This window comes from Pannonibacter sp. CBAS1226 (assembly GCF_055685825.1).
Window position 1 is genome coordinate 22,627 of record NZ_JBVOUO010000009.1, and the last position, 18,086, is coordinate 40,712.

General features: G+C 64.1%; 14 protein-coding genes. 7 read left to right on the plus strand and 7 right to left on the minus strand.

Annotated elements, in window-relative coordinates; all coding sequences use genetic code 11:
• Positions 1–53: 53 nt before the first annotated feature.
• The 5 genes from AC0CMF_RS20705 to AC0CMF_RS20725 all read right to left on the minus strand — a co-directional run bounded on the left by AC0CMF_RS20705 (position 54) and on the right by AC0CMF_RS20725 (position 7,613).
• Complete coding sequence (locus tag AC0CMF_RS20705; protein ID WP_374629756.1) at positions 54–881, minus strand: DUF937 domain-containing protein; 828 nt, start codon at positions 879–881, stop codon at positions 54–56.
• Positions 882–1,028: 147 nt separating this feature from the next.
• Positions 1,029–2,402, minus strand: coding sequence for a glutamate--cysteine ligase (locus tag AC0CMF_RS20710; RefSeq protein WP_374629755.1), 1,374 nt, complete (start codon positions 2,400–2,402; stop codon positions 1,029–1,031).
• An 83-nt stretch (positions 2,403–2,485) separates the two neighbouring features.
• Positions 2,486–3,247, minus strand: a complete 762-nt coding sequence (locus AC0CMF_RS20715) for a 16S rRNA (uracil(1498)-N(3))-methyltransferase (RefSeq protein ID WP_374629754.1) — start codon at positions 3,245–3,247, stop codon at positions 2,486–2,488.
• A 104-nt stretch (positions 3,248–3,351) separates the two neighbouring features.
• Positions 3,352–6,474 carry an efflux RND transporter permease subunit gene (locus AC0CMF_RS20720; RefSeq protein ID WP_374629753.1) on the minus strand — a complete coding sequence of 1,041 codons (3,123 nt, stop codon included), beginning with the start codon at positions 6,472–6,474 and terminating at the stop codon, positions 3,352–3,354.
• A 2-nt stretch (positions 6,475–6,476) separates the two neighbouring features.
• Positions 6,477–7,613 (minus strand): efflux RND transporter periplasmic adaptor subunit, encoded by a 1,137-nt coding sequence (locus AC0CMF_RS20725; protein WP_050472055.1) that lies wholly within the window; start codon positions 7,611–7,613, stop codon positions 6,477–6,479.
• Positions 7,614–7,835: 222 nt separating this feature from the next.
• Here AC0CMF_RS20725 and AC0CMF_RS20730 point away from each other — a divergent pair, with 222 nt between their 5' ends.
• The 3 genes from AC0CMF_RS20730 (at position 7,836) to AC0CMF_RS20740 (ending at position 11,400) form a co-directional block, all read left to right on the plus strand.
• Entirely contained in the window at positions 7,836–8,456 is a 621-nt protein-coding gene (locus AC0CMF_RS20730; RefSeq protein ID WP_374629752.1) for a TetR/AcrR family transcriptional regulator, read from the plus strand.
• A gap of 50 nt (positions 8,457–8,506) precedes the next feature.
• A complete protein-coding gene (gene xseA, locus AC0CMF_RS20735) occupies positions 8,507–10,117 on the plus strand; it encodes an exodeoxyribonuclease VII large subunit (RefSeq protein ID WP_374629751.1) in 1,611 nt (536 codons plus the stop codon).
• Positions 10,118–10,245: 128 nt separating this feature from the next.
• Positions 10,246–11,400: an acyl-CoA dehydrogenase family protein gene (locus AC0CMF_RS20740; protein ID WP_374629750.1), complete on the plus strand. Its 1,155-nt coding sequence runs from the start codon at positions 10,246–10,248 to the stop codon at positions 11,398–11,400.
• 511 nt (positions 11,401–11,911) lie between these two features.
• Here the strand turns inward: AC0CMF_RS20740 and AC0CMF_RS20745 are convergent.
• On the minus strand, positions 11,912–13,324 hold the full coding sequence (locus AC0CMF_RS20745) for an FAD-binding oxidoreductase (RefSeq protein WP_374629749.1): 1,413 nt from the start codon (positions 13,322–13,324) through the stop codon (positions 11,912–11,914).
• A 192-nt stretch (positions 13,325–13,516) separates the two neighbouring features.
• Between AC0CMF_RS20745 and fabI the strand changes: the two genes are divergently transcribed.
• Both fabI and AC0CMF_RS20755 read left to right on the plus strand, forming a co-directional pair.
• Entirely contained in the window at positions 13,517–14,335 is an 819-nt protein-coding gene (fabI, locus tag AC0CMF_RS20750) for an enoyl-ACP reductase FabI (protein WP_050472059.1), read from the plus strand.
• 200 nt (positions 14,336–14,535) lie between these two features.
• Positions 14,536–15,174, plus strand: a complete 639-nt coding sequence (locus AC0CMF_RS20755; protein ID WP_374629748.1) for a histidine phosphatase family protein — start codon at positions 14,536–14,538, stop codon at positions 15,172–15,174.
• 10 nt (positions 15,175–15,184) lie between these two features.
• Here the strand turns inward: AC0CMF_RS20755 and AC0CMF_RS20760 are convergent, their stop codons facing one another.
• Positions 15,185–15,442, minus strand: coding sequence for a DUF1344 domain-containing protein (locus AC0CMF_RS20760; protein ID WP_055455035.1), 258 nt, complete (start codon positions 15,440–15,442; stop codon positions 15,185–15,187).
• 218 nt (positions 15,443–15,660) lie between these two features.
• On the opposite strand from AC0CMF_RS20760, the gene AC0CMF_RS20765 reads away from it, so the two are divergent.
• Together AC0CMF_RS20765 and aroC are read left to right on the plus strand one after the other, a co-directional pair.
• The gene (locus tag AC0CMF_RS20765) at positions 15,661–16,872 is read left to right on the plus strand and encodes a DUF3095 domain-containing protein (RefSeq protein ID WP_374629747.1); all 1,212 of its coding nucleotides are present in this window, start codon (positions 15,661–15,663) and stop codon (positions 16,870–16,872) included.
• 74 nt (positions 16,873–16,946) lie between these two features.
• Complete coding sequence (gene aroC / locus AC0CMF_RS20770; RefSeq protein ID WP_050472063.1) at positions 16,947–18,029, plus strand: chorismate synthase; 1,083 nt, start codon at positions 16,947–16,949, stop codon at positions 18,027–18,029.
• Positions 18,030–18,086: the final 57 nt, after the last annotated feature.

The window sequence follows — 18,086 nt, forward strand, 5'->3', positions numbered from 1 at the left end:
ATTGCCTTGCCGACAATACCTGGCCCGCCTCCCCCGGCGGGCCTTTTTTTATCTCACGCCCGGCCCGGCAAGGCAGAGGGGCCGAAACGCTCGAACAGGCCTTCGATCGCCTTCATGTGGTTTTCCTGAAAGGCGCGCCCGGCGGACAGCCAGTCTTCAACAATGGATGCACCCGGCACCGGAGCCTGTGCGGCCACCTCCGGCTCGGGTACGCTTTCGGGGGCAGGAGCCGCTTCAGGCTTTCGTGCCGCCGCCGGGCGGGCTGGAGCCTCGGGCGCGGCTGGAGCCGGCGCAGGCTGCGCGCTGCCGCCCTGCCCTGCCGTTGGCATTCCCCAGAAGCTGGCCGCCTTGCCGGCCGCATCGGCGGCAGAACCGAAGAAGCCCGACCAGAACGACTGCACCGCTTCGCCATAGCCCGCCATCATCGCCACGCCCGGCATGGGCTTCGGGCGGCCGCGGGCATAACCGGCCATGAAGGCATCCAGCAAATCTCGCGCCTGCCCTTGCAGGAAAGGCCGGGCCACATTCCCAAGCGCCAGCGTTGCGGCAACGGGCATGAGCGCGGCCACGGCCTCCTGCTGCACGCCCGTGAAAGCCGAGATCTGCGATGCCACCGCCTTCTGCAGCGGATCGGAGCCATAGAACCACGGCACGGGCGCCGCCGAGAAGGGCTCGGCCATCACGGACGGCGCTTGTCCCTGCAGGAAGCTCATGAAGGACTGGAACGCGTTGGGCGCGGCCGTCGTGTGCTTGAGGCCGGTGAAGGCGGTGGGGATCAGCGCCCCCATGGCCCGGGCCACATCCGCCTCGTTGAGGCCGAACTGCTGGCGCACAGCATCGACAACCTGTGCGGGATCGAAGGAGAAGGGATGTCCTGCCATGCCGTTCATAATGCCTCGCACCGGATCGTGAGCCTTCCCCATGATCCGCGCAACGGCGGCAGACGTCAAATGGCGCGTTGCGCCTGAGCCCCGCCCGGCCCGTCCATCAACAGGGAGTTGAAGTCCGGGCCGGTCAAACGGGCCTTGTCAGTAGGCGTAATCCGCGTAGGCGCGGGTCACATCGCCCTGCCATTCGCCGTGGAACTTCGCCAGCATCTGGTCTGCCGGGGAAATGCCGAGGGCAAGCGTCTCTTCCACGGTTGCCAGATGCACCCGCTCGTCCTGGCCGCCGTCATTGAGGCGGGCGCGGCGCTTCAGGCCTTCCAGCGACAGGGCCGTCATCTGGCGGGCGAGATCCAGCACCTTGCCCTTTCGGAACGGCGTCTGAAGACCATGGATGGGCACACCGTTGCGCAAGGCAAGGCGCTCTTCCGCCGTCCAGTCTTTCACCATCTGCCAGGCGTCCTCAAGGATGCCCTTGTCATAGAGCAGGCCCACCCAGAGCGCGGGCAGCGCGCAGATCTTGCGCCAGGGGCCGCCATCGGCGCCGCGCATCTCCAGATATTTCTTCAGGCGCACGTCCGGGAACAGGGTGGACAGGTGGTTGTTCCAGTCGCCGATGGTCGGCAGCCCATCCGGCAGCCGGTCCTTCAGCGCCCCGTTCATGAACTGGCGGAAGGTGGTGTCCGTCGCATCGTGATAGGTATCGCCGCGCTTGACGAAATACATCGGCACATCGATGGCCCAGTTCACGTAGGCTTCAAAGCCGAAGCCGTCCTCGAAGGCAAAAGGCATCGGCCCGGTGCGGTCGGCGTCCGTGTCCTTCCAGATTTCGGCGCGGAACGACTGGAAGCCATTCACCTTGCCTTCCGTGAAGGGCGAATTGCCGAAGATCGCGGTGGCCACCGGCTGCAGCGCCAGGCTGACGCGCAGCTTCTTCACCATGTCGGCTTCGCTGGAGAAGTCGAGATTCACCTGAATGGTGCAGGTGCGATACATCATGTCGAGGCCGAGCGAGCCGACCTTCGGCATGTAGTTGGTCATGATCGCATAGCGCGACTTGGGCATGACCGGGATCTGGTCCCGCCGCCAGTCCGGCGTGAAGCCGAGGCCCAGAAAGCCGATGCCGAGCGGTTCGGCAATCTCGCGCAGCTGCGCCAGATGCGCATGGGTTTCGCGGCAGGTCTGGTGCAGGCTGTCGAGCGGCGCACCCGACAGCTCGAACTGTCCGCCCGGCTCGATGGATATGGCGCCGCCGGCAACCGGATCGGCAAGGCCGATGATCTTGTCGCGGTCCGAGATGCGCTCCCAGCCCAGCATGGTCTCCATGCCCGTCAGCAGGGCCTCGATGCCGCGCGGCCCCTCATAGGGAACCGGAGAGAAATCCGCCTTGTAGAAGGGAAACTTCTCGTGCTCGGTGCCAAGGCGGAAGCCGTCCTCCGGCTTGCAGCCCGACTCCAGATGTTCAGCGAGTTCACGGGCGCCCGAAATCGGGGTGGAATCAACGGTATCGCGGGCCATGCGTCGTCTTTCAAACTTGAGATCGGCGCGCACATTACCGGGGGCCTGCGCGCCACACAATCAAACTTGTTTGATGAATGGGGTTACCAATCGCCAATTACCGATTGAACAATCGCCAGCGCGGCCACAGCGGCCGTGTCGGCGCGCAGGATCCGGGGGCCGAGCGGAATGGCGGTGACGAAGGGAAGGCTCTTCAGCTGCGCGCGTTCGGCTGCCGAAAAGCCGCCTTCCGGGCCGATCAGGACAGCTGGCGGCACAGCGGCACCCCCTTCGTTCTTGAGGACGGCGAGCAATTGCAGCGGGTTGGCGCCATCATCGCTTTCGTCGCAGAAGATGATGCGCCGCTCCCCTTCCCGCGCTGTCCAGTCCGCCAGCACGGCAGCCAGAGCCCGGGGCTCCTCGACTGCGGCAAGGCCGAGGATGCCGCATTGCTCGGCTGCCTCGATCACATTGGCAGTCATGCGTTCTGTGTTGACGCGGGCAGCCTGGGTGTGCGCGGTGATGACCGGCACCAGCCGCGCCGCTCCCATCTCCACCGCCTTCTGCACCATGTAGTCGAGGCGGGCGTGCTTCAACGGCGCGAAGAGATAAACGAGGCCGTCAGAGGACGGCTGCGGCCGCGTCTGCTCATGCGGGCAAAGCAGGACGCTCTTGCGGCTGGGCAGCTTCAGGCGCGCGCGCCATTCGCCGTCCCGGCCGTTGAACAGCAAAACCTCATCGCCCTCTGCGAGCCGCAGTACGTTGAGAAGGTAATTGGCCTGCGTCTTGTCAGCGGCAATTTCTGCATCCGGGGCAAGCGCAGCCTCCACAAACAGGCGCTGCATGCGGAATTCGTATTTGGCCATGGCGTCATCCTGATTGGGCAGGGGTCTGGCGGCTTGCAGAACAAGCGGGAACGCCGCCCCTTTGTGGGGGGCGGCGTTCCATCATTCAAGCCTTGAGGCTCATATCAGGCCGTTGCCGGGTCTTCGCCTGCGCCATGGGCATTGCCATGGCCTGCCGGCTTGTGGTGACCGGCTGCCGGCACCTTATCGTCCTCGTCCGTCTTCTTGTGGTCGCCGTGGCCGATGTACATGTAGAACATCGGCACGACGAACAGGGTGAAGAGCGTGCCGACCGCAAGGCCCGTGCTGATCACCAGACCGATCGAGTAGCGGGCCGCAGCGCCGGCACCTTCCGACATGACGAGCGGAAGGACGCCCAGCACCATGGCGCCGGTGGTCATGAGGATCGGGCGCAGACGCTCACGCGCAGCTTCGATCATCGCCTCCTGCTTGCTCAGGCCGTGCTGTTCACGCTGGGCATTGGCAAACTCGACCATGAGAATGCCGTGCTTGGTGATCAGGCCCACAAGGGTGATCATGCCCACCTGCGTGTAGATGTTGAGCGTTCCCGCCCCCATGAACAGCGGCACCACGGCACCGAAAATCGACAGCGGCACCGACATCATGATGATGAAGGGATCGCGGAAGCTTTCGAACTGGGCCGCCAGCACGAGATAGATCACGATGATGGCGAGGCCAAAGGCCATGATGATGGTGTTGCCTTCGTTCACCTCAAGGCGCGACTGGCCGGCATAGTCCTCGAAGAAGCCTTCCGGCATTTCCTCGCGGGCGATCTGCTGCAGGGTCGCAAGACCGTCACCCGTGGTCACGCCCGGCATCGGCAGGGCAGAGAGCGTTGCCGAATAGAGCTGGTTGAACTGCTCTTCGGCCACGGCCGTTGCATTGGTCTCGATCTTCACCACGGAGGACAGCGGCACCATCGCCCCGCTCGCCGAGCGGACATAGAGTTCGCCCAGCCGTTCCGGGTTCATGCGGAACTGCTTTTCCACCTGCGGGATGATTTCGTAAGCGCGGCCATCACGGTCGAACTTGGCAACCTGGGCATCACCCACAAGGATGTTGAGGGTCTGACCGATGGTCGAAACCGGCACACCCAGAGCAGCTGCACGGTCGCGGTCGATGGTGACCGTGGTCCGGGGCTTTTCGAAGGACATCGAGTTCTGCACCACGATGAACTGGCCCGAGGCGATGGCACGCTGCTTCACCTGTTCCGCCACTTCATAGACCTGTTCGGCGGTGCCGGTGGTCTGAAGGACGTACTGGATCGGCAGGCCACCGCCGCCGCCCGGAAGGGATTCCGGCGCGAAGACGAAGGCTTCCACACCCGCAGACTTCTGCAGGCCCGCCTGGACGATCTGCTGGATCTCCTTCTGCGACTGTTCCCGCTCACCCCAGGGCTTCAGCACCCAGATCGCGAACGCGCTGTTGGTGCCGCCGAAACCGACGATCTGGAACCGCGTGTCCACACCCGGCGCATCATCGGTCAGTTCATAGAACTGGTTCGTGTAGAGCTCGGTGTAGTCGGAGGTTGCGTATTGCGGAGCCGTCACAAGCGAGAACAGCGCACCCTGATCTTCTTCCGGAGCAAGCTCGGAGGAGATCTTGACGAACATGAAGCCCGTCAGGCCCATCAGACCGATGACAACGAGCAGCGTCACCGGCTTGTAGTTGAACGTCGCCTTGAGGCGGCGTCCATACCAGACGGTGAGCCGCGAGAAGATCCGGTCCACGAACTTCTGGAAGCGGCTCTGGTCCGCCGTCAGCAGGCGCGAGGACATCATCGGCGACAGCGTCACCGCGACGAAGCCTGAGATGAACACGGCGCCGGCCAGCGTGAAGGCAAATTCGCGGAACAGCGCCCCGGTCAGCCCCTGAGCAAAGCCGATGGGAGCATACACGGCGCCCAGCGTGATCGTCATGGCCACCACCGGTCCGAAGATTTCCTTCATGCCGATGATTGCCGCCGGAATGGGCTTGAGGCCCTCCTCCAGATGCCGGTGGATGTTCTCCACCACCACGATGGCGTCATCCACCACGAGGCCGATGGCGAGCACCATGGCCAGCAGCGTCAGGGTGTTGAGCGAATAACCCAGCGCCCAGAGGAAGAAACACACACCGATGAGCGACAGGGGGATGGTCACAATCGGAATGATCACCGAGCGGAAGGACCCGAGGAACAGCAGGATCACCAGAATCACGATGACCACGGCTTCGCCGATGGTCTTGAACACTTCGGTGATCGAGGCGCTGATGAACTGGGTCGAGTCATAGGTAACGACGACCGACATGCCCTCAGGCAGGTTTTCCTGCAGCTTCGGCAGTGCATCGCGGATGCCCTGTGCCGTATCCAGCGGGTTGGCGGAAGGTGTCGGCATGATACCGAGGAAGATGCCGCCCTGACCGTTGAAGGACACGCGCACATCCGTGCTCTTCGAGCCGAGTTCCGTGCGGGCCACGTCACGCAGGCGCACCACATCGATGCCATCGGAGCGGATCGGCAGGGCACCGAAGGCTTCCGGCGTCTGCAGCGTGGTCCGGGTCTCGATCTGATAGGCGACGTACTCGTTTTCCGTCTTGCCGGGAGCCGACAGGAAGTTTGCGCTCTGGATGGCCGAAAGCACCTCCGCTGCCGTCACATTGCGGGCGGCGAGCTTGATGGGATCGATCCAGATACGCATCGAGAAGGTCTGCTCACCCAGGATCTGCGCATCCGCCACGCCCTCGACGATCGAAAGCTGCGGCTGGATCACGCGGGAGGTGAACTCGGTGATTTCCTGCGGCGACATCACGTCCGACAGCACCGTCAGATACATGATGGCGAAGGACTGGCCGGTGCCCTTCTGGATCACCGGATCTTCCGCTTCGCTGGGAAGCTGGCCACGAACCTGCTGCACCTTGGAGATGACCTCCGTCAGCGCCTTGTCCGGGTCAGAATTCAGCTTCATGTTGACCGTGACGGTCGACACGCCGAGCGTGCTCTTGGACGACACGTAGTCCACGTTCTCTGCCGAGGCGACTGCCTTGGCGATGGGCGTGGTGATGAAGCCCTGGATGAGATCCGCGCTGGCACCGACGAAGGCCGTCGTCACGGTGATCACCGTTTCGTCGATCTTCGGGTACTGGCGGATGGACATGTTCAGGATGCCCTGCGCGCCCATCAGCAGGATCAACACGTTGACCACTACCGCCAGCACTGGCCGCCTGATGAAAATTTCGGAGAAATTCATTCTTACTCTCCGGTCGTCATGCCCGTGGCATTGGGCATGATCGTATTGTCGATGGTCACGCTGTTGCCGGCGGCAAGCTTGTTCTGCCCGGCATTGACGATCACATCGCCGGCGGAAACGCCCTTGCTGACCTCGATCTGGGTGCCGAAGCGGCGGCCTGCGGTGACGAACACCTGCTCGACGATCTGCTTCTTCGGCGCATCAGCGGCGGCGCCTTCCTCGGGCTTGGCATCGACGACGCGGAAGACGTAGGTGCCATAGAGGCTCTGCACCACCGCCGTCTGCGGCAGGGCGATGACGTTCTCCTCGGCCGGCAGCACGACGTCGACAAAGGCGAACTGGCCGGGGCGCAGCAGGCCTTCCGAGTTGTCCACTTCCGCCTGCAGCGAGACGAGGCGCGACTGCGGATCGACCTTGGGGTCGATGCCGGTGATCTTGCCGCGATGGCTGAACTCGCCTTCCGTCAGACCTGCCTTGATTTCCTGGCCAATGCTGACGAGCGGCAGCTGCTGCTCGGGGATGGTGAAATCGACCTTCATGACCTTGAGGTCCTGCAGGGTGGCGATGACCGTGCCGGGTTGCAGATACTGGCCTTCGTCCACCCGGGCGATACCGATCGTGCCGGAGAAGGGCGCGACAATCTTCTTGAGGTTGATCGCGGCCTGAACGCGCTCCAGTTGCGAGCGGGAGGCATCCAGCGCCGCCGTCGCATTGTCGAGATCCGAGGTCGAGCTGAAGCCGCGGGTGTTCAGCGCTGAGGCACGGCTCAGCGCCTGTGCGTCACGGGCCTCGTTCGCCTTGGCGGCGATCATGTCGGCCTGTTCGGTTTCGTCATCAAGCTGCACCAGCAGCTCGCCCTTTTCCACGTCCTGGTTGGACACGAACAGGATTTCCTTGATGATACCGGAGGTTCTGGCCGGGACATCCACGCCCTGACGCGCGCGGATGGTGCCGATGGACTGGATCACGGGCTCGACCCGCTCCGGCTCCACGGTCAGCGCCGAGATGGTGATCGGCGGGCGCGGCTGCGCGAAGAACGCCTGGATCATCCCCGCGCGGAAGTTGTCGAACCACCAGGCGCCGTATCCCAGGGCACCTACGATCGCAATGGCAATAAGCCCGATAATGAAACGTTTCATCTGTTTCCCGGTCATGCGGCGAACCGGCCGCTTTCTAATGCGACTGCCCCCCACAGTTTCCTGCCGGGCTTTGCCGCGGATAGTATCGCTGGAGCGGCGGATATTCGATCACTCTTTATAGGGGTAATCACCAATCTGCGCTCATTGGCTTGCAAACTTTACCGTCCGGACGGTAAAGTCAAGATGACGCAGTGCGGAAAATGTCAAACATCGGCGGTGAATGTGACTGAAGTGCAACAGGGCTCAAGACAGACAAAGCGGGAAGCAACACGGGAGCGGCTGATCGATGCGGCCGTGGAACTCGTCTACGCGGAAAGCGCCCGCAAGCTGTCGCTTGAAGCTGTTGCCGAAAGGGCCGGCGTCTCGAAGGGCGGGCTGCTCTATCACTTCAAGTCCAAATCCGAGCTTCTGCGCGCCATGGTCGAGCGGCATATGGCGATGGTCAGCAAGTCGGTCAGCGAGGCTTTTGAGGAAACCTTGCGCGACAACAAGCCCAATGCCCTGATGCGGGCCTATCTGATTGCCGTGGCGCGGGACGTCTGCCCCTTGAGCGAACCGCCTGCCGGAATGCTCGCTGCCATTGCCGAGGAGCCCGAGCTGCTGGCCCCGGTCAAGGCGCATCACGTCAGCCTTGTCCGCGAAATCCGCGCGACCTGCGAAACGCCCGAGCTTGCGGAGATTGCCTTCCTGGCGATCGAGGGTGTCTGGCAGCTGATGATGTTTTCCGTCTGCCCCTTCTCGGAGGAAGAGATACTTCAGCGGCTCGACCGCCTTTCCGAGCTTCTGGCCAATCCTCCGGCCGCATTCACAGGCAATCGGGAGCAGGACGCCCCGCGCTCTTGACCCCGGCTGCCCGTCCGTCCACCTTGGCGCCAACAGGCAGGACGAGTGGCGTGACCGAAGCATCCCCGAATTCCAACATCGCCGAATTCACGGTTTCCGACATCTCCTTTTCCATCAAGCGCACGCTTGAGGATGCTTTCGGCTATGTTCGGGTGCGCGGTGAATTGGGGCGCATCTCGCGGCCCGGCTCCGGCCACATCTATCTCGACCTCAAGGATGACCGGTCGGTGCTCTCCGCCGTCATCTGGAAAGGCGCCGTCTCCAAGCTGAAGATCCAGCCGGAACAGGGGCTGGAGGTGATCGCCACCGGCAAGGTCACCACCTTCCCCGGCCAGTCCAAGTATCAGATGGTGATCGATGCGCTGGAACCGGCCGGTGCCGGGGCGCTGATGGCACTGCTGGAAGAACGCAAGCGCAAGCTTGCCGCCGAGGGCCTGTTCGCGCCCGAGCGCAAAAGGCCGCTGCCCACCCTGCCGCGTGTCATCGGCGTCGTCACCTCACCCACCGGCGCGGTGATCCGCGACATCCTGCACCGCATCTCCGACCGCTTCCCGCTGCATGTGCTGGTCTGGCCCGTGCGCGTGCAGGGCGAAACCTGCGGGGCGGAAGTCGCCAACGGCATCCGTGGCTTCAACGCCCTGCCCGAGGGCGGGGCCATTCCCCGGCCGGATCTCATCATCGTTGCCCGTGGCGGCGGCAGCCTTGAGGATCTGTGGGGCTTCAACGACGAGGCCGTGGTGCGCGCTGCAGCTGAAAGCGCCATCCCGCTGATCTCCGCTGTCGGCCACGAGACCGACTGGACGCTGATCGATCTGGCCGCAGACCTGCGCGCCCCGACGCCCACGGGCGCGGCCGAAATCGCGGTGCCGGTGAAGGCGGAGCTGATGGCCTCGCTCAACGATCTGAACCGCCGTCTCTCCGCCGGGCTCTTGCGGCTGGTGGCCAGCCGCCGGACGGAGCTGCGTGCCGCCGCCGCCGCCCTGCCCGCCCCGCGTGACCTTCTGGCCCTGCCGCGCCAGCGCTTTGACTTTGCTGCAGGCAATCTGGAGCGCGGGCTGTCCGTCAACACCCGCGCCCACCGCACCCGGCTGATGCGCGCCGAGGCTCTGCTCACGCCGCTGACGCTGGCCCGCCGCACAACGCAGGCCCGCGACCGGCTGACCGGTCTGGAAGAGCGGCTGGCCCGTGCCCTCACCGTTGCCATTGCCAGCCAGTCGCAGCGGCTCAACGCCGTTTCCGGCCGCCTGACGCCCGCTCCGCTGATCCGCCAGATCCGGCTGGGGCAGGAGCGGCTCGGCACGCTCTCCACCCGGCTGGGCCGCACCGGCCAGCAGCTGACGCAGGAACGCCGCGCACGGCTCGACAGTCTGTCCAAGCTGCTGAAGTCCCTGTCCTACAAGGATGTGCTGTCACGCGGCTATGCGCTGGTGCGCGCCGCCGATGGCCAGCCGCTGCGCGATCCCGCCGATGCCCCGGCAGGCACCTTGCTGTCCATCGAACTGGCAGGCGGTCAGATCTCCGCCGAAGTGGTGGAGGGTGACGGCCCCGCATCTTCTTCGGCCAGCAGCGGCACCGTGCCGCCTGCAAAGAAGCACCGCCCTGCAAAGACCGCCGCAGCAAAGACGGATGCACCGGCTTCCAGTCAGGGCAGCCTGTTCTGAGGGCAAAGATCCCGGGTGAATTTCGCAGGCTTGTCCGCCATTTGGAGGGCTCCCGGCCAATGGACAGGCCCTGCCCCCTTCGCTAGCTTTCGCGCAGGATCCGGCCTCATTGCGGGAGCAGAAAAGCCATGCATTTCGACCTGACCGAGGAACAGAGCCTCATCGCCGAAACCGCCTGCAAGCTGGCGGCAGACCGGCTGGCGCCGCTGGCCGAAACGCTGGACCACGGCGGCGGACGCGAGGCGTTTCTGGAGAACCTGAAGGTTCTGGCCGAAAACGGCTTCATGGGTCTGAATGTGCGGGCAGACTACGGCGGCACGGAAGCTGGCACACTGGCCTTTGCACTCTCCGTCGAGGCTCTGGGACAGGCCTGCGCTTCCACTGGCGTCACCGTGTCGGTGACCAACATGGTGGGCGAAGTCATCCAGGCTGTCGGCAACGAGGCCCAGCGTGCCGCCTATCTGCCCAAGCTGACCGATGGCACCTATCCGGCCGGCGGCTTCTGCCTGACGGAAGCAGGCGCTGGCTCGGACCCGGCCGGCATGAAGACCCGCGCCGTGAAGGACGGGGACAGCTACATCCTCAATGGCGCCAAGCTCTACATCACCTCCGCCGAATATGCGGGCGTCTTCGTCGTCTGGGCCGTCACCGATCCCACCGCGCCGAAAGGCAAGGGCATTTCCTGCTTCCTCGTCGAGGCCGGGACGCCGGGACTCATCATCGGCAAGGCGGAAAAGAAGATGGGCCAGACGGGCTCTGCCACCAACGAGGTATTGTTTCAGGACTGCCGCGTGCCCGCATCTGCCCTGATGGGGCAGGAAAATCAGGGTTTCCGCGTTGCTGTGGGAGAACTGGCGGGCGGGCGCATCGGCATTGCCGCCCTGTCGCTGGGCATTGCGCGTGCCGCAATGAGCGCGGCCAAGGCCTATGTGAAGGAGCGCCAGCAGTTCGGCGCACCGCTGTCGGACATGCAGGGCATCCAGTGGATGATCGCCGACCGGGAAACCGAGCTGGAGGCCGCACGCCTGCTCATCCTGCAGGCCGCATGGCTGAAGGATCAGGGCCGCCCCTTCGCCCGCGAAGCCTCCATGGCCAAGCTCTTTGCCTCGGAAGCCGCACAGAAGGCCACCTACACCGCCCTGCAGCTCCACGGCGGCGCCGGTTACATCAAGGACTACCCGCTGGAGCGCTACGCCCGCGATGCCCGAATCACCACGATCTACGAAGGCACCAGCGAAATCCAGCGCCTCATCATCGCCCGTGAGGTGTTGAGGGGGATTTGAGGGGGACGGGGAGAGATCTGGAGGACGGGCACTCCCCTCCAACTTTCCACCGTCTTGCCATGGCTTGACCATGGCATCCATGCCCTTGCGTCTCACTTGTTCCGGCGGTGACGGGCATTCATCCCGTCACAGGCCTTGCAGGCTGATGAGGAACGGGGTGGATGCCATGGTCAAGCCATGGCAGGACGAAAGGGGGAGGCTGGCAGCCCGAAAGAGGGCAATGTTTCATTGGACACACGGAGCAGGATTGGGCCCTCGTTTTGCCGCAGCGCCCCTCTCCCCCCTTGAGGGGGAGATGTCTGCGTCAGCAGACAGAGGGGGGTGGCAGCGCCTCAAGACGGCATTGCCTCTCCTATGATTGGACAGTCCGTTACCCCCCTCTGCCCCCTTTGGGGGCATCTCCCCCTCAAGGGGGAGAGGAGTTCGTGCCTGACGGACTGTCCGTTATAAACACCGCCCCGAAAGTAGCCGGCCGGTGTCCCGAAACACAGGCCAGCCCCACTCATTCGCTTTACAGCACACGCCCCGGATTCAGGGTGTTCTTCGGGTCGAAGGCAGTCTTGATGCGCTGCATCAGGTCGAGTTCCAGCTCGCTCTTCACCTGCTTCATCAGATCGCGCTTCAGGCGGCCGATGCCGTGTTCAGCGGAGATCGACCCGTTGAACTCGTGCACGATGCCGTGGACCAGTTCGTTCATCTCGTCCCAGCGCGCGATATAGGCTTCCTTGTCCGCGCCGATGGGCTGGCTGACGTTGAAGTGGATGTTGCCATCGCCCAGATGGCCGAAGGGCACCGGGCGGCAGCCGGGCACCATGGCTTCAACGGCAGCAATCGCCTTGTTGAGGAAGGCCGGGATCGAGGCCACCGGCACGGACACGTCATGCTTGATCGAGCCGCCCTCGGCGCGCTGCACTTCCGACATGCCGTGGCGGATGTGCCAGAAGTCGTTCACCTGCTGCAGGCTTTCTGCGAAGGCCGCATCCTCGACGACGCCCTTCTCGAAGGCTTCGCCCAGAATGGACTCCAGCAGATCGCGCACCGGGAAGGCTTCGGTGCCGGAGGAAAGCTCCATCAGCACATACCAGGGATGGCTGCCGGACAGCGGATCGCGGGCGCCATTGAGATGGCGCAGGCAGAACTCCAGGCCGACGCGCGGCATGATTTCAAAGCCGGTGAGAATCGGTCCGGCCTGCCCTTTCGCCAGCGAGAACAGCTGCAGCGCGTGTTCCGGGCTCGCCAGACCAACGAAGGCGGCTTCCAGCTTCTTCGGCTTGGGGAAAAGCTTCAGCGTCGCAGCCGTGATGACCCCCAGAGTGCCCTCTGCGCCGATAAATAATTGTTTCAGATCATAACCGGTGTTGTCCTTGCGCAGGGCGCGCAGGCCGTTCCAGATGTCCCCGTTTGCCATCACCACTTCGAGGCCGAGAACCAGATCGCGGCTGTTGCCATAGGCCAGAACTGCGGTGCCTCCAGCGTTGGTGGAAAGGTTGCCGCCGACCTGGCAGGAGCCCTGTGCGCCGAGCGAAAGCGGGAACAGCCGGTCGACCTTTTCCGCCTCGCGCTGCAGCGCTTCCAGCACCACGCCGGACTCCACCGTGATGGTGAAACCGTCCGGATCGACGTTGCGCACCTTGTTGAGGCGGCCGAGCGAGAGGACGATCTCATCCCCGGATTCCTGCGGGATCTGGCCACCGACGAGGCCGGTGTTGCCGCCCTGCGGCACGATCTTGAGCCCCTGCTCATCGGCATAGCGCAGCACCGCGCTGACCTCTGCCGTCGAACCGGGACGCAGCACCATGGGCGTCACGCCCTGATAAAGATCGCGCCACTCCACGAGGTAGGGCGCCTTGTCTGAGGCAGCAGTCAGAACATTGGCAGCGCCGATGATTTCGGCAAAGCGGGCGGCGTGGGCAGTATCGGCCATGACGGGCTCCCTGAAGGTCCGGCCCCGGCAGGGGGCAAAACTGACGACAGCGCGCCGCTATCATATCGCAGGCCGCCGGTCCAGCCGGAGCTTTGCCACAGGCGCGGCAGCAGACTTGAAGCGGGGAACCGCGTGTGCCATAGGAAGCCAGCCCGCCGGGCAGACGGTTAAGGAAGTCATCTGGAGAAAAACATGGCGGAAACGCACGGACTGATGAAAGGCAAACGCGGCCTCGTGATGGGCGTTGCCAACAACCGGTCGATTGCCTGGGGTATCGCCAAGGCCCTCTCGGATGCAGGCGCTGAAATTGCCCTCACCTATCAGGGCGAGGCTCTCAAGAAGCGCGTCGAGCCGCTGGCCGAACAGCTGGGCGCCATCGTCGCCGGCCATTGCGACGTCACCGACGCCGCCAGCATTGACGACGTGTTCGCCCATCTGGAAAAGACCTGGGGCAAGCTCGACTTCCTCGTCCACGCCATCGCCTTCTCCGACAAGGAAGAGCTGACCGGCCGCTATGTGGACACCACGCCGGGCAACTTCGCCCGCACCATGGACATTTCGGTCTATTCGCTCACCGCTGTCACCCAGCGTGCCGAAAAGCTGATGACCGATGGCGGCTCCGTGCTGACGCTGACCTATTACGGCGCTGAAAAGGTGATGCCGCATTACAACGTCATGGGCGTTGCCAAGGCCGCCCTCGAAGCCAGCGTCAAGTACCTGGCGGCTGACCTCGGCCCGCAGAACATCCGCGTCAACGCGATCTCCGCCGGTCCGATCAAGACGCTCGCCGCCTCCGGCATCGGCGACTTCCGCTACATTCTGAAGTGGAACGAGTACAACGCCCCGCTGCGCCGCACGGTCACCATCGAGGAAGTGGGCGATGCAGCCATGTTCCTCCTGTCCGACCTTGGCCGTGGCATCACCGGCGAAGTGCAGCATGTGGACTGCGGCTACCATGTCGTCGGCATGAAGGCCGTGGACGCACCGGATATTTCGGTGGTCAAGGAGTGATCTTCAGGTCCGGCACCTGAAGCAGGATTGAAAGGGCACCCCACCGGGTGCCCTTTTTCTTTGGTGCGCGGAAGGTACAGTATCGCAAAATTTACCGGGCCTGCTTCCTGTGGCCACATCGCTTGTTTACAAAGCCATGGCATTCTCGCACAGCAGCATCCAGTGCCCCGCCCGCTGCGTATCTTCCCGAAAGAGACCTCATGGCCGACCTCACCGAGACCGGAACGCTCCGCATGAAGCTGCAAGTTTCCAAACTGCTCATCTTCATCCGTCACGGCCAGACCGACTGGAACGCGGAAGGCCGGATGCAGGGCCAGAAGGACATTCCGCTCAATGATACAGGCCGTGGTCAGGCTCGCCGCAACGGCCAGGCATTGGCCTCGTTCCTGGCGCATGAGGGCATTGATCCGGCGGGACTGCGCTTCATCGCCTCACCCCTCGGCCGCACCCGCGAGACCATGGATCTGATGCGCGAGGCCATGGGCCTGCCCGCCGGGGGCTATGAGCTGGAGCCCCGCGTCAAGGAAATCACCTTCGGAGATTGGGAAGGGCGCACCCTTGAGGAACTGGCGGCGAGCGATCCCGAGCTTGTTGCGCAGCGCCGGTCCGACAAGTGGGGCTTCGTGCCGCCGCAGGGCGAAAGCTACGCCATGCTGTCGCAGCGAATCAGCGGCTGGCTTGCCGAGCAGACGGAACCCTCAGTCTCCGTCATTCATGGCGGCGTGATCCGGGTGCTGCGCGGCCTGCTAGAGGACATTGCCCCTGCAGAGATCCCGAGGCTCGATGTGCCTCAGGATGTTGTCTATCTGTGGAAAGATGGAAAGCTCAGCCTGATCTGAGAAGCTGCCCTCAGCTTTCGATCTGCAGATCGTAGAGCTTCCGCTGGCCGCCCTCGACGTCATAGAAGACGCGCACCTTCTGGCCCGGCTTGATGTCATCGACGAAGAAATCCACCGGGAAGGTGTAGGTCGTCCCGTCGGTCATGGTGATGGTGGCGGTGTCCACGTTGATCTGGGCGATCTCCCCGGTCGCTTCGTCAGCGAGAGCTGCCGAACTTACCAGCCCAAACAGGCCAAGGGCGATCAAACCTGCACGCACATGCTTCATTCTCTTCTCCGGTCTCTCGGCGGGTGCCGGCCGCTCATGGCAGGTCCGCCATGGGTAGGGCATCCGAAGGTTTGGCCGTCCAGTCCTTGCCCGCACTCCATGACCTGCCTATGTCAGCATGCGAAGCACCGGCACGACTTTAAGCAAACCTGTAAGGGAAACTGAAGGCGTTTTCTTGGCAGGATCGGGATATCACCGGAGGAAGGCATGGCACCATCATGAAAATCGGCGCAGAGACCGGCAGCCCCGCGAGTTTTTATGCCCTCCTCCCGGCCTTCACGGAGTTTGCCGGTGTCGCCGATGCAGGCGGCTATGCTCCGGTTCCCGATGACTGGATCGTCTGCATCGCCGACATCCTGCAGTCCACCGCAGCCATTGCCGCCGGGCGCTACAAGGATGTGAACATGGTGGGCGTGGCGGTGATTTCCGCCCTCACCAACAAGCTCGGCGTCGATCAGGTGCCCTTCGTCTTCGGCGGCGATGGTGCCACCGTGCTGGTGCCGCCGGAAGCGCGGAGCGTTGCGGCCGAGGCGCTGGCCGGTGTGGCGCGGCTCGCCGGAGAGGTCTTTGCGCTGGATCTGCGCACGGCACTCATCCCCGTCAGCGTGTTGCGCGCCCGTGGCACGGATGTGCTGGTGCGCAAGTTCGAGCTGAGTCCCGGTAATTATCTGGCCATGTTCTCCGGCGACGGGCTGCAGCTTGCGGAAACCATCCTGAAGGATCCGGACGCGGTGCGCCCCTTCCTCTCCGGTGTCGAAGCTCCTGCCGATCCTGATCTCACCGGCTTTTCCTGCCGCTGGGAGCCCCTGCCCTCCCGCCATGGGCAGATGGTCAGCCTGATGGTGCGGCCAGCCACGACGAGCGATCCGGCAGCGCTCAAGACCCTGATGAGCGGCCTGCGCCAGGCAACGGGCAGCGATCCGCAGGCAGCGCAGATGCCGGAGGCCCCGGTCACGCCGCAAGCCCTGTCCCTGCGCGCGGCCCCGGACACCCTGACCCGGGAGGCCCGGCTGCTCGGCGGCGGCAAGCTCCGCCTGAAAGAGGTGCTGAAGATCATTCTCGGCGTGGCCGCCGTGCGCTTTTCCCGCTGGACCGGCTGGGCCATCGGGCCGCTGAAACCCTCGGAATACATGCAGGACATGCTGACCAACACCGACTACCGCAAGTTCGATGACACGCTGCGGCTGGTGCTGGACCTGAACGAGCAGCAGATCAGCGGCCTCAAGGCGTTTCTGCAGGCGGAGTTCGCCGCCGGGCGCATCATCTATGGCCTGCATCAGTCAGACACCGCGCTGATGACCTGCCTTGTCTCCGACATGGCCGGGCGCCAGCACGTGCATTTCGTGGATGGCGCCGATGGCGGGCTCTCCGTTGCCGCAAGGGCCTTCAAGGAGCGGCAGCAGCAGCTTCAGGACGCGCAGGCCATTTGACCGCGGGGCATTTCCCACCTAAGACACTGGCCCCAGAACCATCACGATCCGTCACGATCAGCCACGGGCTTTCCATGTCACACAATTCCTTCGGCCACCTCTTCCGTTTCACCACCTGGGGCGAAAGCCATGGGCCGGCGATCGGCTGCGTCGTGGATGGCTGCCCGCCGCTGATCCCGCTGACGGAAGCCGACATTCAGGGCTTCATGGACAAGCGCAAGCCCGGCCAGAACCGCTTCACCACCCAGCGCCGCGAGCCGGACGAGGTGAAGATCCTCTCCGGCGTGATGGTGGATGAGGACGGCGTGCAGAAGACCACCGGCACGCCGATTTCCCTCTATGTGGAAAACACGGACCAGCGCTCCAAGGACTATTCCGAGATCAAGGACCGCTACCGTCCCGGCCACGCCGATTACACCTATGATGCCAAATACGGCATCCGTGACTACCGTGGCGGCGGCCGCTCTTCGGCCCGCGAAACCGCCATGCGCGTTGCCGCCGGCGCCGTTGCCCGCAAGATCATCCCGAATGTCACCATCCGCGCCGCGCTGGTGCAGATGGGCCCGCACAAGATCGACCGCAACAGCTGGGACTGGGCGGAAGTGGACAACAACCCCTTCTTCTGCCCCGACGCGAAGATGGCAGCGTTTTACGCGGATTATCTCGACGGCATCCGCAAGGCCGGCTCTTCCGTTGGCGCGGTGATAGAGGTGGTGGCTGAAGGCGTGCCCGCGGGCCTTGGCGCGCCGCTCTACGGCAAGCTGGATCAGGACATCGCCAGCGCGCTCATGTCCATCAACGCGGTCAAGGCCGTGGAGATCGGCAACGGCTTTGATGCGGCCAGCCTGACAGGCGAAGAAAACGCCGACGAAATGCGCGCCGGCAATGCCCGCCCGCTGTTCCTCTCCAATCACGCCGGCGGCATTCTGGGCGGCATTTCCTCGGGCGAGCCGATCGTGGCGCGCTTTGCGGTGAAGCCCACCTCCTCCATCCTCACCACGCGCCAGTCGGTGACCCGGCAGGGGGACGAAGTGGATGTGATGACAAAGGGCCGCCACGACCCCTGCGTCGGCATCCGCGCCGTGCCCGTGGGCGAGGCGATGATGGCCTGCGTGCTGGCGGACCATTTCCTGCGCCATCGCGGACAGGTTGGATAATCTTTCAGCGACACTGAAAACAGAGTGTTCTTTTCCTTGCGGCTGAAAGCGCGATGC